Source organism: Nannocystis sp. RBIL2, from assembly GCF_026626745.1.
In the GTDB taxonomy this organism is placed as follows: domain Bacteria; phylum Myxococcota_A; class Polyangia; order Nannocystales; family Nannocystaceae; genus Nannocystis.
The window spans coordinates 4,857,247-4,877,802 of record NZ_JAPNJW010000002.1; the positions used below are offsets into that span (position 1 = coordinate 4,857,247).

Sequence of the window (20,556 nt, forward strand, 5' to 3'; positions counted from 1 at the left end):
GTGTCGCTCGCGCTGTCCGACGCGCTCGCACTGTCCGACGCGCTCGCGCTGTCCGACGCGCTCGCGCTGTCCGACGCGCTCGCGCTGTCCGACGCGCTCGCACTGTCCGACGCGCTCGCGCTGTCCGACGCGCTCGCGCTGTCCGACGCGCTGTCGGGCGCGCTATCCGAAGCGCTGTTCGACGCGCTCGCGCTGTCCGAAGCGCTGTCGGGCGCGCTCGCGCTGTCCGTCGCGCTCGCCGACGCGCCGCTGTCCGTCGCGCTCGCCGACGCCGACAGGCTGTCGCCGAGGGAGTCGCCCGTCATCGAATCGGTGCCCTCCGCCGTCGTCGTCAGGCCGTTCGAATTGGACGCACTCGACGTCGGGAGGTCCGCCGCCGTATCGGTGGCTGTCCCCCCGCTCGCGCCAATCGTCGTACCGCTGTCGCTCAAAGTCGCCGAATCCGCGTTCCCGCCCTGACCGCAGGCCGCCAGGAATAGCCCCACCGCGATGACCATCTTTTTCGCCATGGTCCGTTCATGCGATCGGCGTCACGAAGCGCCATCAATAAACCATCAAATCGGCGGTGCGTGCGCCGACACGCATCAGGGCATCCCTCGCGCCGGCTCCATTCGCTTGCGGGGTTCACCGCGCGGCGGGGCCTGGATCTCCGCGCTCGGGAATGCGGGGCTGGCGCCGACGCGAGTGAACACCTTCCTGTCTCGAAGGACAGATGCGCGGCGGCGATCACGCTCTTCGGAGCGCGAGAAATGACCGCGAGAAATGACCGAGATTTTTTGCGGCTCGAATGACCAATGTCCAGCGCCCCGGTGATTGCCGCGCATGTATGCCCCGTCACACGATTTGCTCGCGGACCGTGCCTCCGCGATCGCCGACGCGCGGCCACGAAAGCGCGCGTGGATGGGGCTGGGGTCCGTGGTCCGGCCGCGACCTGAACACCTGCTCTGGTCGTTGCATCGGCAAGTTCACCCCAGCAGAAGCCGGCGTCCGCGGCCGTTCGCGCGTGTTCTGCCTCATGCGCGATTGCGCTCCTCCCGCGTTCGGATTCGCGTATCCTCGCGTTCGGATGCAGCCGCGAATGCGCCGCGACGACACGACCCTCGAGCGCCAGCTCTGGCTCGCGGCGAACAAGCTCCGCCATCACCTCGACGCGGCCGCGTACAAGCACATCGTGCTCGGGCTCGTGTTCTTGCGCTGGGCCTCGAGCGGTTGGCCGGCGCTGGCGGCCGCGAGCAGCAGCCCGGACCTGGGCGCGCGCCTCGACGCCGCGTTGCTGGCGATCGAGCGCAGCAACCCCGCGCTGCACGGCGTGCTCACCCCGAGGTACGAGCGCTCGGGCCTCGACCCCGCCTGTCTCAAAGAGCTGGTCGGCCTGGTCGGCAGCGTCGACATCGCCGGCGACCGCGACCTGCTCGGGCGGATCTACGAGTACTTCCTCGCCGAGTTCGCCAGCGCCGAGGGCCGCAAGGGCGGCCAGTTCTACACCCCGCGCGGCGTCGTCCAGCTGCTCGTCGCCATGCTCGCGCCGCAGTCCGGCCGGGTCTACGACCCGTGCTGCGGCAGCGGCGGCATGTTCGTGCACAGCGCCCACCCCGACATCTGTCTCTTCGGACAGGAGTCGAACCCGACCACCTGGCGGCTAGCGAAGATGAACCTCGCGCTGCGCGGCCTGCAGGGCGACCTCGGTCCGGGCCCCGGCGACACCTTGCGCCGCGACCTCCACCCCGACCTGCGGGCCGAGTACATCCTCGCCAACCCGCCGTTCAACGCCAGCGCGTGGGGCGAGCCGGAGCCGAGAGATCCGCGCTGGCGCTACGGCCTGCCGCCGTCGCGCTGCGCCAACTTCGCGTGGGTCCAGCACGTCCTCCACCACCTCGCGCCGCGCGGCACGGCCGGGGTCGTGCTCGCGTGCGGCAGCCTGAGCTCGCGCCGCTCGGGCGAGGGCGACATCCGCCGCGCGATCGTCGAGTCCGACAGGCTCGACTGCGTGGTCGCCCTGCCGTCGCAGCTCTTCTACGCCACCTCGATCCCGGCGTGCCTGTGGATCTTCGCCGACGACAAGCGCGGCGGCGACGGCCGCGACCGCCGGGGCGAGGTCCTCTTCATCGACGCGCGCCACCTCGGCACCATGATCACCCGCACCATGCGCGAGCTGTCGCGGGCCGACATCGCCACGATCGCCGGCACCTACCGCGCCTGGCGGAGCGAGCCCGAGGTCGGCGCCGAGGCCGACGAGGCGACGCAGCTGGCCAGCGTCCCCGGCTTCTCGCGGGCCGTCGACCTCGCCGAGATCGCGCGACAAGAGTTCGTGCTGACGCCGGGGCGCTACGTCGGCGCCGCCGCCGAACCGACGCCTGACGAGCCGTATGCGGAGCGCATGCGTCGGCTCGCCGAGACGCTCGACGCCCAGCTCGTCACCGCCGCGGAGCTCGATCGCAAGCTGCGCGACCTCGTCCGGGAGCTCGACCATGAATGATCGGCGCACCATCCTCAGCCTCCTCCCCGGCGCCGCCGCCTTCGCGGGCCCGGCCGCGAACGAACGGCGGCTCAGCACGCTCGGCGCGCTCGGGCGGATCGTCATCGGCGGCACCCCGCCGGCCGACGACCCCGCGCACTTCGGCGGCTCGATCCCCTTCATCACGCCGACCGACCTCGACGGCCGGCGCACCATCGACAGCGCCACCCGCACGCTCACCGAGCTGGGCGCCCGCCTGGTCGGCGCCTCGCGAGTGCCGAAGGGCAGCGTCCTCTTGACCTGCATCGGCGCCGACCTCGGCAAGACCGCCTGCGCCGGCGTCGACGCGGCGATCAATCAACAGCTGGCCGCGCTCGTGGTCGACCCCCCCAATTGTCCGCGCTATGTCTATTACGACCTGCGGTCACGTCAGCGCGAGCTGCGGTCCGCCGCCGGCGGCTCGGCCCAGCCGATCCTCACCAAGTCGGGGCTGGTGCGGATCCCCATCGTCTTGCCGCCGCCGCGCCGGCAGCAGGCGATCGTCGAGGCGCTCGGCGCCCTCGACGACAAGGTCGAGCTCAACCATCGCCTGTGCGCCACTCTGGCCGAGATCGCGGGCGCCCGCTTCCGCGCGCAATTCGTCGACGTGCCCGCGCCGAGCGACTGGAAGCTGGTCCGTCTCGGCGAGCTGTTCGACCTCGACAAGGGCCTGTCGTACCGCGGCGAGCTGCTCGGCGACAGCGGCCTGCGCTTGCTCGGCCTCGGTGACTTCGGCGCGCGGCCCGAGCTCGACGTCGACGATTTCCCGCGGCGCTACTCCGGACGGCACCAGCCGCGGCACACGGTCGTCCCTGGCGACCTGCTGATCGCCAACACCGACCTGACCCAGCGCCGCGAGCTGCTCGGTGCGCCGCTGCGGGTCCCGGACCTGGGCGAAAGTCCGATGCTGTTCTCCCACCACGCCTTCGCGGTGCGGTTTTTGCCCGGCCGCGAGTGCTGGCGCGAGTTCGTCTATTTCGCCCTGCAGCAGCCCGAGTTCCGCGCGCGCGCGGCCGGGTTCGCGGCCGGCACCACAGTGTTGTCGCTGCCGCGCGACGCCGTGCTCGACCACGCGATCGCCCTCCCGCCGGAGCGGCTGCGGCTCGCCTTCACCGAGGTGACGCGCCCGCTGCTGGCGCGCATCGACCACGCTCGCCAGGAGTCGCGCGCGCTGGTCGAGCTGCGCGATCACCTGCTCCCGGGCCTGGTGTCCGGTGCCCTCGCGCCGCCGCGCGTCGGCGGCCCACGGGCCGTCCCCTGAGCTCGGCGGGATGACCGATCGCAAGCAGTCAATCGAGGTCCGGCCTCGAGGCCGGGGACGTGTGCATGCAGTACCCCAGGGGCAGCAATCACGGCGGCGCCGATTGACGGCAGGATGATTCGTTCCATCACCGGCCCGCGCGGCAGAATCTGACACCGCCGCCGCGAGCGATACCGGCGGCGATTCCATCGCCGGCCGCGGGGCAGGAACTGACACTATCGCTCGAGCCGGTGACAGGTCGCCCGGGCCGACCACGAGAGGCTCGCGCGAACCTCGGTTCGTGCGTAGCGAACCGACCGACTGTCCTTCGTTTGTGACGCACGTTCTTCGCTCGCCTCGCTCTCGTGGCCGGCGTGCGACCCGCATCACGAATGCGTGGCTCCGCCGCGCCCCGCGTCCTCGCAGCCGCGACCGCTGCAGCCACTGAATGAGGAAGGCGCTGCCCCGCGCGCCCCCCGCATGGGGGGCGTCGGCGGCGGCCGCTGGTCGCCCGAATCGGTGCCGGCACCCCACTGCGGCGAGCGCCTGCAAGGGGCCCGGCGACCCCTCGGGCGCGGCTTGCGACTCGGCGTACCTTGAGCGGCGGAGCCTGACTGTCATGTCTCGAGCGCGAACGATCGCCCTCATCGCCCTGTGCGCCTGCGGCCGGCAGGTCGGCGACCCGGCGTCCGATCCGCCGGGCGGCGGCTCGGCGCTGGCGGCTCCGGGCGGCGCGAGCGACCCCGGGGACGGCGAGTCGTGGACCTTGAAGTCGCTGGCGCGCGGCGCCGTGCTGTTCGACGACCTCGGCGATCACAGGCGTCCGGTCACCACGCAATCGCCACAGGCGCAGGCGTTCTTCGACCAGGGCCTGAACCTCCTCTATGGATTCAACCACGACGAGGCCGCGCGCTCGTTCGCCCGCGCGGTCGAGCTCGACCCGAGCTGCGCGATGTGTCTGTGGGGAGTCGCCTACGCCCTGGGCCCCAATTACAACATCCCGATGCTGGCCGACCGGGCGCACGCCGCCTGGGACGCGGTCACGCGGGCGCAGGAGCACGCGCAATACGGCCAGCCGGTGGAGGTCGCGCTGGTGGCCGCCCTGGCGCGGCGATTCAAGGGCTCGGAGTACGCCCCGCCGCCCGAGATGGAGGCCTATAACCGGATCTACGCCGCCGAGATGCGCGACGTCGCCAGGCGCTTCCCGGACGACCTCGACGTCCAGGCCCTGTTCGCCGAGGCGCTGATGAACGTCAATCCATGGCGGCTGTGGAGCGACGACGGGGTAGCCGCGCCGGGCACGCTGGAGATCGTCGAGACCCTCGAATCGGTGCTCGCGCGCGACGAATCGCACCCTGGCGCCAATCATTTCTACATCCACGCCACCGAGGCCTCGCCGCGGCCGGAGCGGGCCATCGCCGCGGCCGACCGGCTGGCCGCGCTGATGCCTGGCGCCGGTCACATGGTCCACATGCCGGCCCACATCTATCAGCGGGTCGGCCGCTACGGCGACGCCGCCGAGGCCAACCGGCGCGCGATCCAGGTCGACGCGCGCTACCTGGCCCGCGTCGAGCCGATCGGTTATTATCCGCTCTACCTCGCCCACAATTACGGCTTCCTCGCCTATGCCACCTCGATGCAGGGGCGCAGCGCCGAATCGCTCGAGGCCGCGCGCAAGTCGGCCGAGCACATGCCGCGCGACATCGTGTGCGGCATGCCGGGCATGGACTTCTTCTTGTCCGAGCCGCTGCTGGTGATGGTCCGCTTCGGCCGCTGGGACGAGGTCTTCGGCGCCTCCAAGCCCGACCCGAAGTACCGCACTCTGGTCGCCTTGTGGCACCACGCGCGGGGCATGGCGCTGGCGGCGACCGACGAGATCGAGGGCGCCTACGCCGAGGCGATGCAGATCCGCGACATCATGCGCCAGCTGCCCGAGGATCAGCTCGCGGGCCTCAATCAGGGCAGGCGCGTGCTGCAGCTCGCGGCCGACATCGTCGAGGCCCGCGCCGCCCAGGCGGAGCGCTCGCCGGAGACGGTCGCGCGGTGGGAGCGGGCCGTCGCGCTCGCCGACACCCTCGCCTACAACGAGCCCGCCGATTGGTTCTATCCGGTCCGTCACTACCTCGGCGCCGCCCTCCTCGACGCCGGGCGCGCGCGCGAGGCCGAGGTCGTCTACCGCGCCGACCTGGCGAAAAACCCCAACAACGGGTGGGCCTACTTCGGCCTGTGGAAGTCGCTGGCGGCGCAAAAGAAGAAGTCGGCCGCGCGGAAGGCCGAGCGGGACTACCTCGACGCGTGGGCGTTCGCCGACTTCGAGCTCGAGCGGACCGCGTTCTGATCGCAGGTCGGCAATCGTCATACCTCGCCCCGGGGCGGAACCGCGCCGGCAATGCGGCGCGGCAATGGACGAATGGGCCGCTGACCACAATGGAGTCATTCGCGGACACACGGGCGGCGGCCGATTCGCTGCAGCGCCTGGACGGCCTCGCCTGGTCGATCGAGCACCAGCGGACACATGCTCGCCGCAAGTGTCCGCCGACGGCCATCGGCATCACTGTCTCGTACGATTGCGATGGATGTTTCTACACGGATCGTGTAACCTCGGAGTGTGACCACGTTCGAGCAGATTCAACGCCAGCTCTGGGACTCCCTGATGGACCACGAGCGTCGGGTGTTCTTGCAGCTCATTCAGGACGAACTACCCAGTCTCACCTTGCGCGAGCTCGGCGAGATCCTCACCAGCCCCGCCGCACGCAGCGTCGGCACCCTTCCGGTGTCTTCCCTGCTCGGCGGCACCGCGGCCCCGGAGGTCACCCGGCCGGCCCCCGCCAAGAGCCCGCGCCGCGCCCCCGGGCGTGTCGCCGACAAGTCCGTCGATTCGCCGCCGACACCCCGCCCGCGATTGCGGCCGGTCTCCGCTCCGCAATCGCCGGTCTCCGACGGCGACCTCGCCGAGGCCGAAGCCGCCGCTGACGCCGCCGCCCGGGCCCTGGAGGCACCCGCGCCTGCGCTCGCGCTCGAGGCCCGCCCGGAACCGGCGGCCGCCAATCAGACGCCCAGGGCCTCGCGCAGCGAGGCGCCGCAGCGGCGCCCGCGACCCGAACCGGCCCAGCTCGAGATCGCGCCGGTCTCCGATCGCAGCAATGTCGACGTCGTGCGTAGCGCCATGTCTCGCACGCTCGCCCAGCACAATCGCTTCGATCCCGACACCCTGGTCATGAACGCCCTGCGCACCACCAGCGAGCCGATCCGGGCCAAGGACCTGCGCCCGCGCGTCGGCCTGCAGCCCGACGACCTGCGATCCGTGCTCAATCGCCTGGTCAAGACCGGCGCCATCCGCCGCGACGGTGAGGGCCCCGATACCGTCTATCAGGTCTTCACCGCCTCCGCCGAGGCGGCCGCCCCGCTGGCCTAGCAGCTCCCCTCGCCTTTACCCTCGCTCCGCCTCGAATCGACGCGGCGAGAACAAAGCTCGAACAAACCCTGGTCACGGCTCGCTCCGTCGTCCCCAGCACCCAGTCGCGGCCGACGTGCCTCGCACGATTCGCCGCTCGGTAGATTCCCCGCCGTATCAGCACCTGTCTCTCGAGACATCCGCGGATTCGCGGCCCCCGCGCGCTGTCCCGCCCCCGCGCCGCCTGTTACGCTGAGGCATGCGCCCCCAGGTCCTCCGCGGCGGCCTCGTGTTCGACGGCCTCGGCAGCCCGGCCCGTGAGCTCGACGTATGGGTCGACTCCGGCGCGATCGCGGCCCTTCTGCCACCGGGCTCGGCCGTAAGTGAGGACGTCGAGTCTGTCGACGTCCGCGGCTGCTGGGTCACCCCCGGCTTCCTCGACATCCACACCCATTACGACGCCGAGCTCGAGCTATGGCCAGCACTCGGCGAATCCGTGCGACACGGCGTCACGACCGTATTCCTTGGCAGCTGCGGATTGAGCCTGGCGGTCGGCGAGCCGGACGAGCTGGCCGACATGTTCTGCCGGGTCGAGGGGATCCCCCGCGCCTGCGTCGCGCCGATGCTTGCCCGCGTGAAAGACTGGGACGGGCCGGGCGACTATTTGCAGCACCTGGAGCGGCTGCCGCTCGGGCCGCACGTCGCCGCATTGCTCGGCCACTCGGCGATCCGCGCCGCCGCGATGGGCCTCGGCCGCAGCCTCGACGCGCGCGCCACCCCGCGCCCCGACGAGCTGGCGCGCATGAAGGCGCTGCTGCACGAGGCCCTCGACGCCGGCTTCCTCGGCCTGTCGATCAACACTCTGCCGTGGGACAAGATGGACGGCCAGCAATTCCGCAGCCGCCCGACGCCGTCGGTGTTCGCCTCGTGGTCGGAGTACCGGGCCCTCGCCGCCGTCCTGCGCGCCCGCGGCCGCGTCCTCCAGGGCGTGCCCGACGTGTCGACCAAGCTCAACGTATTGCTGTTCGCCGCCCTCAGCACCGGCATCGCCCGCGCCGCCCTCAAGACCACCCTCATCGCCATGATGGACGCCCCGCCCGCCCGCGGCGTCCACCGCGTCGCCGGCGTATTGACGCGACTCGTCAATCACCTGCTCGGCGGCGACCTGCGGTTCCAGGCCCTGCCCAACCCGTTCGACATGTGGGTCGACGGCATCGAGGTCCCGGTGTTCGAGGAGTTCGGCGCCGGCACCGAGGCGCTCCACCTCGAGGAGCCCGGGGCCCGCGCCGCCCTGCTGCGCGATCCCGCCTATCGTCGGCGGTTCCGCCGCCAGTGGCGCGATCGCCTGCGCGGCCGCGCCTACCACCGCGATCTGGGGCGCACGCAGATCCTCGCATGTCCTGAAGACCAGCTCGTCGGCAAGTCGTTCGCCGAGGTCGCCGCGGCGCGCGGGAGCGACCCGATCGACACCCTGCTCGACCTCGTCGCCGAGCACGGCACCGCCCTGCGCTGGCAGACGATCGTCGCCAACGACCGCCCCGACCGGCTCGAGTGGATCGTCCGCCACCCCTACGCCCAGATCGGCTTCTCCGACGCCGGCGCGCACCTGCGCAACATGGCCTATTACAACTTCCCGCTGCGCCTGTTGCGAATGGTCCGGGCCGCGGCCGCGCGCGGTCGCCCGATCATGAGCCCCGAGCGCGCGGTGCACCGGGTCACCGGCGAGCTCGCGCAATGGTTCGGCCTCGACGCCGGCCGGCTCGCCCCCGGCGCCCGCGCCGACCTCGTCGTCGTCGACCCCGAGGCCCTCGACGACCGCCTCGACGCCCTCCACGAGCAGCCGGTCGCCCCGCCCGCCGCTGGCGGCCCGTTCAGCGAGCTGCGCCGCCTGGTGCGCCGCAACGACGCCGCCGTCCGCCGCGTCCTCGTCGCCGGCCGCACGGCCTGGCAAGACGGCGCGCTCGCGCCCGAGCTCGGCCGCGAGCGCTTCGGCACCGTCCTCCGCGCGGGATGACATGTCCCTTCGGACATGTCATCAGTCATGCCAGCCGCTGGCGAGGTGCCCCGCCGCGCATCGGATGAACTGCCGTTCGGACGGCTCACCTTCCGCGTGAGCGCCGGCGACAGCGCGTCACCGGCTGTCTCAAAGAACAGCTCTGTAATCCTCGCATCGCCCGCGTGGGCGACGCCCGATCCCGGCCGACTGACGCGCTCCCACGCAGCGTGACATGTCCTTTAAACCATGTCACGCTGCGTGTGAGCGCCGGTGCAGCGACGCTCTCAAGCGTGCACCTGTCCCCTTGAAAAACTCACTTCTTCTCGCACTCGCCCGGATGCGCGAGCCCGATCCCGGCCGACTGACGCGCGCAGTCGTTGCCGTAGGTCTTGCCGTCGCAGCCGCACACGGGGTTGTAGTCGAACGTGCACGCCTCGGGCTTGGCCCGGCAGGTCCCGCCGATGTCCGCGCCGCCGCACTGGCTCGGATCGCAGAACTGGCCCTCGCCGCACGAGAGCCCGCGGATCCCGCCGCACTCCGGATTGGCGGCAGCGGCAGGCGTGCCCGCGCGCGTGTACAGCTCGCTGGTCACCAGCGCCGGCTTCGTCCCGTTGGGGCCCGTCACCTCCGAGGACGAGGCCGCGACGAGGATGCCCTCGGGCGTCTCGTACATCACCTGGCGGGTGGCGTCCTGGACCTCCTGCGACGCCCCGCTGGCCGCGAAGTCGACGCCCGAGACCAGCATGTCCCAGCCGGTGTTGAGGCGGAACGCGTGCGCCATCGGGCACGGCATCGCCGAGCACTTGGCGTGGATCCCTCGCAGCCGATAAAAGTCCCCGTTCGGCTTGCTGCCGACGCGCCCGGTCCAACCCTCGCTGACCTGCAGCACCCCGACGTCGGCGAAGTTCGGATCGGCCTCACGGCCGATCGTCCCGCGGACCAGCGCATGCCCCTCCGCGAACGCGGCGAGGAACGTGTTCTGGCCGTTCGCGTCGAGCTTCAGCGCGGCCAGGTCGACGGTGCCGACATAGCACTCCTTGTCCGCCTTGCCGTCGGCGCAGGTGGTGGTGCCCTGATTGACGCGCTGGACGTAGAAGCCGCCGCAGGCCGGCGCCGCGCACTTGCGGACGTCGCGGCGAGTCACCACGTAGAATGTCTCCTGCTCGGCAGCGCTGGGCCCGCTCTGGTCGTGGTCCTCCTCGGGATTCTTCGGGGCGGGACTGTCGCAAGCGGGGAAGAGCGACAAAACAGAGGCACAGGCCAACAAGACAAACGATGAATGGCGCATGGTGAAGAATTGCCTCGGCCGGAGGCGCGGGAGTTCTATGCCAAGACACCCGTGATGCAATAGCCCCGGCGCCGCGAACGCTCGTGACATAACGAGGCATCGCCCCCGCGATCCATCACCCCGCTTGCGACGCCGGCCCACACGTCGGTCCCGCGACCCCATGTCCGCCGTGACATGTCCTCTCCAACATGTCACGTGAATGTCTTTTAAAGAGAAGAATGCGCGGCGACGTCCGGCCGCGCCGCCCGGGCGCGAACGCTCCGCGAGGGTTCACACGCGCGGGCGCCGTCGCGTTCGTTCCGGACGCCTGTCACCGACATGTCCCTCGGGACAGATTTTTCACAATTCGCGGCCCCTTCGCTCCCCTGCACGCCGCCGCTGGCCGCCGCCGCACGTCCGACCTGCTCGCCCGCCCCGGTTCCGGGCGACGGCGCAGTCGACACGCACCGCTCAACCCCGCGACAGCTCGACCCGTCGAAAAATCACCGCGACATGTCCCTTCGGACACCTCGCCGCAACACCCTCAGTGCGAGCTCTTGCCCGGCGGCTTCGGCGGCGACTTGCACGCGCCCTCGTGCGCCCGACCCGTGCGGCCGAGCCAGCGCGCCCCATCATTGTTATAGGTCTTGCCGTCGCAGCCGCACACCGGCGCAAATTCGACGGTGTGCGCCCCGACCGGCCCGCTGCAGGTGCCGCGATCGATCGCCCCGCACTGCCCGGGCGGCGTCTGACAGAACTCCCCCGGCGCGCACATGCCACCCGCGCACGCGACCCCGCCCGCGGGGATCGCCCGCGTGTAGATCTCGCTGGCCACCATTTCCTGCATGCTGCCGCCCGGCCCGCGGACGAGCCGCGTCGTCCCTGCCACCAATACCCCGTCGGCCGTGGAGTGCATGGCCCGCCGCGTCAGCTCCTCGACCGCCGGCGACACCCCCGTGCCCGCGAGGTCGAGCCCCGCGATCACGGTGTCCCACCCCGCATTGAGGCGATACGCGTGCGCGAGCGGGCACGGCTCGCGGGTGCAGCCGGCGTAGATCCCGTTGAGGCGATAAAAGGCGCCGCTCGGCGCCGCCCCCGTGCGCCCGAACCAGCCCTCGCTGACGATCAGCGCGCCCTGCCGCGCGAGCGTGCCGCGGACCAGCGCCCGCCCGTCCTCGATCGCCGCGCGCAGCTCCTGCTCGCGCCCGGCCTCGAGCCCGAGCGCCGACAGATCGATCACACCGACGGGGCACTCCCGCCGCCGCGATCCATCACCACATACTGCAGTGTCATGATCGACGCGCCGGGCGGCGAAGCCGCCGCACACGAGCCCCTCACACTCGCGGTCGTCCTGACGGGTCACGCGATAGAAGGACTCCGGATCGGGCGCGCTGGCCGCCCTCTCGTCGACCTCCGCGCTGCCCTTCGGCGGCGCCAGCCGACCACACGCGGTCAACGACGACAGGACGCAGACTATCCCCAATGCGACGCGCATGACGAGCGAACCCCGCAGGTTCTATGCGATGAGACCCGCGCCGCAAGCCAATCGACTCATCCCCGCGTCGTGACGAAACGGCCCCGCGCGTCCGTGATCCGTCGCCCCCCCGACGACCGCAGGGGTCCTCCGAGTACACCCCGCTCCTACATGCGCACCACCGCACGGGCGCCCCTGGCGCTGCCCCCGCTTGACATCTCGAATGACGACCATCATATTACGGGCGTCATCCCAACCAACCCGCCAGGGAGGCCCGCCGTGACCGTCCGAACCGAACAGAAAGAGCGCACCCGGCAAGACATCCTCGCCTCGGCGACCCGGCTGCTGCGCGAGCGCGGGATCGGCGGGGCCAGCGTGGCCGAGGTGATGAAGGGCGCCGGCCTGACCGTCGGCGGCTTCTACGCCCACTTCGAATCCAAGGAGGCGCTGGTGTCCGCCTCGCTGCGGCAGTCGCTGCGCGAGCTGTGGGGCAACCTGGTCGCCGGCGCCGGCAAGCTGCGCGGCGTCGAGGCGGTCTCCTTCGTGGTCCGCCGCTACCTCTCGCGCAGCCACCGGGACCACCCCGGCGAGGGCTGCCCGCTGCCGGCCGTGGTGGCCGACGTCGCGCAGGCCGGCGAACCAGTGCGCGAGGGCCTCGCCCACGAGCTCGGCGATTACGCCGACGCCCTGGCCGAATGCATCGCCGACCAATCGGCGCCGAGCCGCCAGCGCGCGCTCGCCCTGCTGTCCCTCATGTACGGCGGCCTCAGCCTCGCGCGCGCCCTCAAGGGCACCCCCGTTTCCGACGAGATCCTCAAGTCCTGCCGCGACTTCGCGCGGCAGGCGTTCCGCAACGATTAGTCCCGGAGGACATGTATCATGGGCAAGGCACTCATCTTCGACGCTGTTCGCACCCCCCGCGGTCGCGGCAAGGCCGGCAAGGGCAGCCTCAGCGCCATTCACCCGCAAGAGCTCCTCGCGCAGACCCTCAATGGCCTGGTCGCGCGCGCCGGCATCACCGCCGCCGAGGTCGACGACGTGGTCGTCGGCAGCGTGTCGCAGGTCGGCGAGCAAGGCGCCAACATCGCCCGCAACGCAGTCCTGGCCGCCGGCTGGCCGCAAGAGGTCAGCGGCGTGGCGCTCAACCGCTTCTGCGGCTCGGGCCTGCAGGCCATCGCCATGGCGGCCTACGGCGCGGCCTCGGGCTTTCAACAGCTGATCGTCGCCGGCGGCGTCGAGAGCATGTCGCGCGTCCCGATGGGCAGCGACGGCGGCGGCCAGGACGGCCACAACGCCCGCCTACGCGAGCGCGTGTTCCAGATCCCCCAGGGCATCAGCGCCGACCTCATCGCCACCCGCGAGGGCTTCACGCGCCAGCAGCTCGACGTCTTCGCCGCCGACTCGCACCGCAAGGCCACGATCGCGGTCGAGCAGGGCCGCTTCCACCGCGCCCTCGTCCCGGTCGTCGATCCCGCCACGGGCCAGGTCGTGCTCGCGCGCGACGAATTGGTCCGGCCCGACACCAGCCTGGCCGGCCTGGCCAAGCTCGGCCCGTCGTTCGTCGAATTGGGCAACACGGCCGTCACGCCCGACGGCCGCACGCTCGACCAGATCGCCCTGGCCCAATTCCCCGACACTGCGCGCATCGAGCACTCGCACACCGCCGGCAATTCGAGCCCGCTGACCGACGGCGCCGCCGCGGTGCTGATCGGCTCGGAGGAGTACGCGCGGGCTCACGGCCTGAAGCCGCGGGCCGCGATCAAGAGCATCGCCACGATCGGCAGCGACCCGGTGCTCATGCTCACCGCGCCGGCCCCGGTGTCGCGCAAGGCCCTGCTGCAGGCCGGCATGCAGGTCGGTGACATCGACCTGTGGGAGATCAACGAGGCCTTCGCGGCCGTCGTGCTCGAGACCACCCGCAGCCTCGGCGTCGACCCCGAGCGCGTCAACGTCAACGGCGGCGCGATCGCCCTCGGCCACCCGCTCGGCGCCACCGGGGCCATGCTGCTCGGCACCGTCGTCGACGAGCTCGAGCGCCGCGACCTCGCCACCGGCCTCGTGACCATGTGCATCGGCGGCGGCCAGGGCATCGCAGTCATCGTCGAGCGCATCTGACCGAACAGGAGCTCCCCGTCATGTCGTCGACTCCCACCAATCCGCCGAAGAGCGACGCCCCGGTCATTCACCCGCGCGAATGGTTCGCGCGGGTGATGGCCGGGGAGCTCCCCCATCCTCCCATCGCCCGCCTCCTCGGCATTCGCATGCTCCGCGCCGAGGACGGCGTCGCCGCCGCCGAATTGCAGGCCGACCCCGAGCGCCACGCCAACCCCATGGGCACCCTCCACGGCGGCGTCCTCTGCGACCTCGCCGACCTCGCCATGGGCACCGCGGTCGGCTCGATCCTCGAGCGCGGCGAATCGTTCACCACCCTCGAGCTCAAGTCCAACTATTTCAAACCGGTGTGGAATCAGCTGCTCACCGCCAACGCGCGGATCGTCAAGCGCACCCGCACGATCTGCTACGTCGAGTGCGACGTCGTCGACGACAAGCAGAGCCTCGTCGCCCGCCTCGCCAGCACCTGCATGATCCTCCGCGGCGACATGGCCGCGGGTCGCTAGCATCCCGCGTCCTGCTGCTCACGGGCAGCGCGGGTCGGCCATCTGGACCATCTCGATCTGCTCGGGCGTGAACGGCAGCGGGTCGCAGCCGTGGCCTTCCTCGCAGATCCGGTCCCACTGCGGCGCTGCCTTCGCGTGGCAGTCGAAGCAGTTGCCGCCGAAGCCGTTCACCACGTCCTGGGTGCCGCGCGCCATGATCGTCGTGCCCTGCGCCGAGACCTCGAGCGCGAAGAACTCCCAGTCCGAGTTGTCCGGGGCCCAGCCCGCCGCGCGCTTGACCATCGCCTCGCCGGGGATCAGCTGAATCACGGTACCGACCGGATAGGTGCCGCCGGTCGGGCTGTTGGCGACCTCGAGGGCCTCGTCCGTGTGGCCGAGCAGGTTGGTGATGCGAAACTTGCGGACCTTCTCCCACTCGAGGATGCAGGTGAAGTCCTCGGCCTGCATCTCGAGGTCCTCCCCGCTGCCGCTCGTGCTGCTGCTCGACTCGCCGCTCGTGCTGCTGCTCGGATCGCCGCTGCTGGTCGTGCTGCTGCTCGAATCACCGCTGGTGGTCGGCGCCTCGGAGGTGCCGGTCGTCGCGGGGCCGGTCGAGGGGCTCGTCGTCTCGGTCCCGGTCGAGGCGGCGGTCGTCGTGCTGCCGCTCTCTCCGCACGCGGAGGCGAGGAACAGACACAGGAGATACTGCGGGCGGCTGGACATGGCGCACTATCACCAGCCCGCGACGCGCCTGGCAAGTCCCGCCATTGCGACACGGCCCCGCGCCGCGGCGCGAAATCGCGGGCCTTTACCGCCGGCGCATCACCGCAAAAAGCTCCTGGCGGTGGCGGATCAGCGTCGACCCGTGCGCCACCTCGAGCTGCTCGATGGCGAAGCGCGGCGCGAAGCGGCGCTCGACCTCGGCGCGGTCGGTCGTGAACGGCGGCCCGCCGGGGCGGCCATGGGCGTAGAACAGGCCCACCAGCATCCCGCCGGGCAGCAGCGAGTCGGCCACCGCCGTCACGTAGTCGTCGCGGCGGGCCGGGTCGATCGCGCAGAAGCAGGTGTGCTCGACCACCAGGTCGAACGCCGGCGGCTGACCTATCCGCGCGAACAGGTCCTGCACCGCGAACGTGATCGCCAGGCCCGCGGGCGTCATCGCCTGCGCCTGCGCGATCGCCGTCGGCGCCAGGTCGATCGCGGTCACGGTCGCCTCGAGCGCCGCCAGCAGGCGCGCCTCGTGCCCGCGGCCGCAGCCGGGGACCAGCGCCTGCATGCCCTTCGGGACATGTTCCGAGAACCATGCCACCAGCGGCGGCGCGGCCCGCCCGAGCTCCCAGCCGCCCGCGTCGGCCGCGAACAGCGGGTCCCAGAACCTCGCCTCGCCCGGGTTCGCGCCGGCGACGTCGGGCGTGCGCACGAACAGCTCGGCGCGGATCGCCCGGGCCACCGGGGCGATCACGTCGACGAACGCCTCGAACTCGGCCGGCGTCAGCCGCAGCCCCGGCCGGGCCGGGTCGTCGAGCGACAGCGTCGCGTGGCGGGCGAACGCGTCGACCGCGACCGCGCGGACCGGGGCGCCCGCGTGGCGGCCGAACGCCGCCCACATCGGCTCCGCGACCGCGTCGACGCGCGCGTAGGCCTCGCCCTCGAGGTCGCGGCCCTGCTCGCCGCGGGCGCCGACGACTACCGCGCGCACGTGGCGATCCGGCCGATGGAGCTTGAACGAACGGAAATCCACGCGTGCGAACTTTGGCGCGTCCGCGCCGCCGCCGCAAGCGCTATCCTGGCGTCGTGGCCATCCACGACCTCCTCGATCGCCTGAGGCGCGACTACGCCGCCTTGAACCCGCAGGTCGAGCGGATCGACGCGCTCCTGGCCGAGGCCGGTGAACACGTCGTCCACGACCACATCGCCCTGCGCACCTGGGGAGATCCACGCTGTGACATCGATGTCCTGGCGCGCCCGTTCGTGCGCGCCGGCTACCGCGCCGCCGGCGCGTACCGGTTCGCCGAGAAGCGCCTCGTCGCCCGTCACTTCGCCCACGACGACCCCGACCTCCCGCTCGTGTTCGTCAGCGAGCTCGTCCTCGATCAGTTCTCACCTGGCCTTCAGGACATGGTCCGAAGTCTCCTCGCGCAGGTCCCCGAGGCCATGTTCGCCGCGCCGGACCTGTGCGCGCGCGGCCGCCCGTGGCAGGTCGCCCACGCCGACGTCGAGGCGCTGCGGCGCGAGAGCGAGTACGCCGCCTGGCTGGCCGCGTTCGGCTGGCGGGCCAACCACTTCACGGTCGCCGTCCACGCGCTCGCGCGCCTCGGCGACCTCGCGGCGCTCGACGAATTCCTCAAGGCCCACGGTCTGCGCCTCAGCAGCGCCGGCGGCGAGATCAAGGGCTCGCCGGCGCAGGGCCTCGAGCAGTCGTCGACCGTGGCCGACGTCGTCGACGTCGAATTCAGCGACGGCACCTTCGCCGTGCCGGCCTGCTACTACGAGTTCGCGCGCCGCTGGCCCGGCCCCGACGGCCAGCAGTTCCGCGGCTTCATCGAGGGCTCGGCCGACAAGATCTTCGAGAGCACCGATCGGAGGCCCGTCTCGTGACCGCCGCACGCCGCCCGAGCTCGTGATTTTTTTGCGGGATCCAGGCCCGCATCGACCTCATGCGCACGCGCCACCGCGAGGCCCCCTGCTCGCGCGCATTGCCCTCGGACAGCGGCGCGTGCGCTGCAGTGAGCGCCTTGCGGGCTTGCACGCACACGCGTAACCTCGGGCCGTGGGCAAGGAGTCCAGGGCTCGCCGAGAACGGGCGCGGGGGCGTCAACAGCGGGCGGCGCCCACTGGCGGCCCCGCGACGCCGAGCGTGCGTGACACGGGCCCGGAACAATTGCTCGCCAAATACGGGGTCGAGCCAATCCCCGACCTCCCGGGCGAGACCAAGAAGTTCCACCTCAGGGTCCTCACCGACGTGCTCGCTGGCCACGACAGCCGCCCAAGGTCGATCGGGGCGCTCTGGGCGACCCAGACCTGGCACAAGCACCACGACGGACTCGCCGCATCTCGGCCGAGCGCGCTGCGCTTCGGTGATACGGAGATGCAGCTCGCGTGCAAGCCGGGCTGCAACCACTGTTGTCATTCCCCTGTCGGCGTGGTCGGCGCGGAGGCGGTGCTCGTCGCTCATGTCGTGGCCCGCACGTTCTCGGCCCAGGACCGGCTCGAGCTCGAGCGGCGGATGGAGGATCGCAAGGCTGCGCTGCAGCATGGCGACCCGCAGCGAGGGTACCTGTGCCCGCTCAATGTGGGCGGAAACTGCTCGGTCTACGAGTTCAGGCCGTTCAATTGCCGGATGTTCCACTCCTTCGATGCGGACGCGTGCGAGAGCATCCGCGAGGACGGACAAGCGCGCGGAGGCCTCCCGATCGACCGCGTCCGCAAGCAGTACGACAAGCTGATCGTCGCCAGCGCGAATGTCGCGCTCACGGCGCTGAAGCTCGACATGAGATTGCTCGAATTCATGGCGGCCCTGGAGCTCGCGCTCGCGGCCGGCGATGACAGGTGCGAGCGCTTCGCTGCAGGAGAGGACCTGTTTGCGAGCCTCTCTACCATCGCGTCGTCGGCGGCAGCGCCGGAATAGCGCGAAGGCACGACCGAGGGCCTGCGCGCCGCAGGCCGCAGCGAGGGCGAAGCGACCGCCGCGCTCGCCGGGCTCGGCCCGACGCGCGCCACGAGCTGCTGGTCCGCGCCGGCACCCACTTCGCCGAGTTCTTCTGTGGCAGCGCCGCGGCGTCGGTCTGGTGGTCCGTGACGCCGACGACAGGCCGCGGATCTCCCCCGACCTCGAGCTGCCGATGCGCGCCGTCTACGAGGCCCACGTGCGGGCCAAACGGGTCGAGTCGTAGCGCCAGGCGCCCGGCGGCGCGACTGCCGACCCCGGTGAGCAGCCGCAGCGATGAGCCATCGCACGCCCGGCGGGCTTCTGCGCCGGCGCCGAGCGGTGCCACCCTTTGCTCGACATGGAGCGACTCGCCTCGGACCTGCTGTTCAACCCCACGGAAGAGCACCGCATGCTGCGGCAGATGGTCGCCGACTTCGCCGCGCGCGAAGTCGAGCCGCAGGCCGCCGCGCACGACGCCAAGGGTGAGCTCAACGTCCCGCTGTTCCGCCGCCTCGGCGACCTCGGCCTGCTCGGCATCACCATCCCCGAGGCCGACGGCGGCGCCGGCATGGACGCGGTCGCGGCCGTCATCGTGCATCACGAGCTCGCCAAGTACGACCCCGGCTTCACCCTGGCGTACCTGGCCCACTCGATGCTGTTCGTCAACAACTTCTACCACTGCTCGAACGCCGAGCAGCGCTCGCGCTACCTGCCGCGCGTGCTGTCCGGCGAGTGGGTCGCCGGCATGGGCATGACCGAGCCGGGCGCCGGCACCGACGTCCTCGGCATGACCACCACCGCCGTGCGCGACGGCGACGGCTGGGTCCTGAACGGCACCAAGACGTACATCACCAACGGCTGCGAGGGCCACTGCTTCCTCGTCTACGCCAAGGTCGAGGGCCGGATCACCGCCTTCGTCGTCGACCGCGACTGCCCCGGCTTCCGCACCAGCAATCACATCGACAAGCTCGGCATGCGCGCCTCGACCATGTCGGAGCTGATCTTCGAGGACTGCAAGGTGCCCGGCGCCAACGTCCTCGGCGAGGTCGGCAGCGGCCTCACGCACATGATGCGCAACCTCGAGATCGAGCGCACCACCCTGGCGGCGATGAGCGTCGGCATCGCCGACCGCTGCGTCGACATCATGGTCCGCTACGCCGAGGAGCGCCACGCGTTCCGCCAGAGCATCAACCGCTTCGGGCAGATCCAGCGCTACCTCGCCGACGGCTTCGCGATGACCGAGGCCGCCAAGTGCCTGGTCTACAACGTCGCCCGCGACATCGGCCCCGACGTCCGCAACCGCGTCGGCTCCGACGCCGCCAAGCTGTTCGCCGCCCCCGTCGGCAAGCAGGTCGCCGACTACGCCATGCAGGTCATGGGCGGCGCCGGCTACTGCAAGGAGTTCCCGGTCGAGCGCCTGTGGCGCGACGCCAAGCTGCTCGAGATCGGCGGCGGCACCATCGAGGCCCACCAGAAGAATCTGACGAAGGACCTCACCGCCCTGCTCGCCAGAGGCTGAGCAGAACGGAAGATGTCCGAAGGGACATGCTCTCCGGAGCATGTCCCTTCAAGCATAAAGATTGCGCCGCAACGGCCGGGCGACCTCCGATGTTCCCGTCCGCGCGCGCTGTCGCGAGATCACGGACCCGCTTGCTCGCAGCGCCAGCGCGGCCCTCGCCCGCTCACGTCAGGACGCGCGCACCGTCGGCGGTCACGCACACCGTGTGCTCGAACTGGGCGCTCCACTTGCGGTCCGTGGTGACCACAGTCCAGCCGTCCTTCAGCACCTCGACCTCGGGGGTCCCGATCGTCAGCATCGGCTCGATCGTGAACACCATCCCCTCGCGCAGGCGCAGCCCGGTGCCGGCGCGGCCGACGTGGGGCACGTGGGGCGCCTCGTGCATGTGGCGGCCGATCCCGTGGCCGCCGAAGTCGGTCACAACTCCGTAGCCGCCGCTCCGCGCGACCTCGACGATCGCCGCCCCGATGTCGCCGAGCCGCGCCCCCGGCCGCACCGCCGCGATGCCGGCGTCGCGGGCCGCCCGCGTGGTCGTCACCAGCCGCTGCGCCTCCTCCGAGACCGCGCCGATGCAGAACGTCGCCGACGTGTCGCCGTGGAAGCCGTCGAGCTCGGTGGTCACGTCGACGTTGACGATGTCACCCTCGGCGAGCACCACGTCGGCCCGCGGCACCCCGTGGCACACCACCTCGTTGCGGCTGGTGCACACGCTCGCCGGGAACGGCCCCGGCCCCGCCCCGCGGTACCCCAGCTGGCTCGGTCGCCCGCCGCGCCGCGCGGTGTCCTCGCGCACCCACGCGTCGATCTGCCCCGTCGTCACCCCCGCGCGCAGCCGCTCCGCCACGTACGCCAGAGTCCCCGCCGCCGCCGCCCCCGCGCGCTCGATCGCCGCGATCTCGCGCGGCCCGTAGATCGTCACCGACATG

At 71.5% G+C, this 20,556-nt stretch carries 17 protein-coding genes; 12 read left to right on the forward strand and 5 right to left on the reverse strand.

What is annotated here, in order from left to right; all coding sequences use genetic code 11:
• The 6 genes from OV090_RS44140 (at position 1) to OV090_RS44165 (ending at position 9,142) form a co-directional block, all read left to right on the forward strand.
• A complete protein-coding gene (locus OV090_RS44140; RefSeq protein WP_267710952.1) occupies positions 1-459 on the forward strand; it encodes a hypothetical protein in 459 nt (152 codons plus the stop codon).
• 607 nt (positions 460-1,066) lie between these two features.
• Positions 1,067-2,476: an N-6 DNA methylase gene (locus OV090_RS44145; protein WP_267710953.1), complete on the forward strand. Its 1,410-nt coding sequence runs from the start codon at positions 1,067-1,069 to the stop codon at positions 2,474-2,476.
• The gene (locus OV090_RS44150) at positions 2,469-3,755 is read left to right on the forward strand and encodes a restriction endonuclease subunit S (protein WP_267710954.1); all 1,287 of its coding nucleotides are present in this window, start codon (positions 2,469-2,471) and stop codon (positions 3,753-3,755) included. The genes OV090_RS44145 and OV090_RS44150 overlap by 8 nt, the downstream gene beginning before the upstream one ends.
• Before the next feature lie 598 nt (positions 3,756-4,353).
• Positions 4,354-6,072, forward strand: a complete 1,719-nt coding sequence (locus OV090_RS44155; RefSeq protein ID WP_267710956.1) for a hypothetical protein — start codon at positions 4,354-4,356, stop codon at positions 6,070-6,072.
• 270 nt (positions 6,073-6,342) lie between these two features.
• Positions 6,343-7,149, forward strand: coding sequence for a hypothetical protein (locus OV090_RS44160; RefSeq protein ID WP_267710957.1), 807 nt, complete (start codon positions 6,343-6,345; stop codon positions 7,147-7,149).
• A 238-nt stretch (positions 7,150-7,387) separates the two neighbouring features.
• Positions 7,388-9,142, forward strand: a complete 1,755-nt coding sequence (locus OV090_RS44165) for an amidohydrolase family protein (RefSeq protein ID WP_267710959.1) — start codon at positions 7,388-7,390, stop codon at positions 9,140-9,142.
• Positions 9,143-9,437: 295 nt separating this feature from the next.
• Here the strand turns inward: OV090_RS44165 and OV090_RS51280 are convergent, their stop codons facing one another.
• Entirely contained in the window at positions 9,438-10,271 is an 834-nt protein-coding gene (locus OV090_RS51280) for a Kazal-type serine protease inhibitor family protein (protein WP_267710960.1), read from the reverse strand.
• Between the two features lie 664 nt (positions 10,272-10,935).
• Positions 10,936-11,886 carry a DUF6748 domain-containing protein gene (locus OV090_RS44175; RefSeq protein ID WP_267710961.1) on the reverse strand — a complete coding sequence of 317 codons (951 nt, stop codon included), beginning with the start codon at positions 11,884-11,886 and terminating at the stop codon, positions 10,936-10,938.
• A gap of 258 nt (positions 11,887-12,144) precedes the next feature.
• Between OV090_RS44175 and OV090_RS44180 the strand changes: the two genes are divergently transcribed.
• From OV090_RS44180 to OV090_RS44190, 3 genes are read left to right on the forward strand one after another with little or no spacing between them, the layout of a single operon-like run.
• Positions 12,145-12,726, forward strand: a complete 582-nt coding sequence (locus tag OV090_RS44180; RefSeq protein WP_267710962.1) for a TetR/AcrR family transcriptional regulator — start codon at positions 12,145-12,147, stop codon at positions 12,724-12,726.
• An 18-nt stretch (positions 12,727-12,744) separates the two neighbouring features.
• Positions 12,745-13,980 (forward strand): acetyl-CoA C-acetyltransferase, encoded by a 1,236-nt coding sequence (locus OV090_RS44185; protein ID WP_267710963.1) that lies wholly within the window; start codon positions 12,745-12,747, stop codon positions 13,978-13,980.
• Positions 13,981-14,000: 20 nt separating this feature from the next.
• The gene (locus OV090_RS44190) at positions 14,001-14,483 is read left to right on the forward strand and encodes a PaaI family thioesterase (RefSeq protein ID WP_267710964.1); all 483 of its coding nucleotides are present in this window, start codon (positions 14,001-14,003) and stop codon (positions 14,481-14,483) included.
• A gap of 18 nt (positions 14,484-14,501) precedes the next feature.
• Here the strand turns inward: OV090_RS44190 and OV090_RS44195 are convergent, their stop codons facing one another.
• The gene (locus OV090_RS44195) at positions 14,502-15,185 is read right to left on the reverse strand and encodes a hypothetical protein (RefSeq protein ID WP_267710966.1); all 684 of its coding nucleotides are present in this window, start codon (positions 15,183-15,185) and stop codon (positions 14,502-14,504) included.
• An 85-nt stretch (positions 15,186-15,270) separates the two neighbouring features.
• Complete coding sequence (locus OV090_RS44200; RefSeq protein WP_267710967.1) at positions 15,271-16,203, reverse strand: methyltransferase domain-containing protein; 933 nt, start codon at positions 16,201-16,203, stop codon at positions 15,271-15,273.
• 53 nt (positions 16,204-16,256) lie between these two features.
• On the opposite strand from OV090_RS44200, the gene OV090_RS44205 reads away from it, so the two are divergent.
• The 3 genes from OV090_RS44205 (at position 16,257) to OV090_RS44215 (ending at position 19,630) form a co-directional block, all read left to right on the forward strand.
• Entirely contained in the window at positions 16,257-17,060 is an 804-nt protein-coding gene (locus OV090_RS44205) for a DUF1338 domain-containing protein (protein ID WP_267710968.1), read from the forward strand.
• Positions 17,061-17,232: 172 nt separating this feature from the next.
• Entirely contained in the window at positions 17,233-18,090 is an 858-nt protein-coding gene (locus OV090_RS44210) for a hypothetical protein (RefSeq protein WP_267710970.1), read from the forward strand.
• 379 nt (positions 18,091-18,469) lie between these two features.
• Positions 18,470-19,630 carry an acyl-CoA dehydrogenase family protein gene (locus OV090_RS44215; RefSeq protein ID WP_267710971.1) on the forward strand — a complete coding sequence of 387 codons (1,161 nt, stop codon included), beginning with the start codon at positions 18,470-18,472 and terminating at the stop codon, positions 19,628-19,630.
• A 163-nt stretch (positions 19,631-19,793) separates the two neighbouring features.
• On the opposite strand, the gene map is transcribed toward OV090_RS44215, so the two are convergent.
• Positions 19,794-20,555, reverse strand: coding sequence for a type I methionyl aminopeptidase (gene map, locus OV090_RS44220; protein ID WP_267710972.1), 762 nt, complete (start codon positions 20,553-20,555; stop codon positions 19,794-19,796).
• Position 20,556: the final 1 nt, after the last annotated feature.

Excerpts from the sequence above, each read along its gene's own strand:
- OV090_RS44165 (WP_267710959.1), top strand. The coding sequence starts at position 7,388 with ATGCGCCCCCAGGTCCTCCGCGGCGGCCTCGTGTTCGACGGCCTCGGC.
- OV090_RS44215 (WP_267710971.1), top strand. The coding sequence starts at position 18,470 with ATGGAGCGACTCGCCTCGGACCTGCTGTTCAACCCCACGGAAGAGCAC.
- OV090_RS44155 (WP_267710956.1), top strand. The coding sequence starts at position 4,354 with ATGTCTCGAGCGCGAACGATCGCCCTCATCGCCCTGTGCGCCTGCGGC.
- map (WP_267710972.1), bottom strand. The coding sequence starts at position 20,555 with ATGTCGGTGACGATCTACGGGCCGCGCGAGATCGCGGCGATCGAGCGC.
- OV090_RS44195 (WP_267710966.1), bottom strand. The coding sequence starts at position 15,185 with ATGTCCAGCCGCCCGCAGTATCTCCTGTGTCTGTTCCTCGCCTCCGCG.
- OV090_RS44150 (WP_267710954.1), top strand. The coding sequence starts at position 2,469 with ATGAATGATCGGCGCACCATCCTCAGCCTCCTCCCCGGCGCCGCCGCC.
- OV090_RS44145 (WP_267710953.1), top strand. The coding sequence starts at position 1,067 with ATGCAGCCGCGAATGCGCCGCGACGACACGACCCTCGAGCGCCAGCTC.
- OV090_RS44190 (WP_267710964.1), top strand. The coding sequence starts at position 14,001 with ATGTCGTCGACTCCCACCAATCCGCCGAAGAGCGACGCCCCGGTCATT.
- OV090_RS44185 (WP_267710963.1), top strand. The coding sequence starts at position 12,745 with ATGGGCAAGGCACTCATCTTCGACGCTGTTCGCACCCCCCGCGGTCGC.
- OV090_RS44175 (WP_267710961.1), bottom strand. The coding sequence starts at position 11,886 with ATGCGCGTCGCATTGGGGATAGTCTGCGTCCTGTCGTCGTTGACCGCG.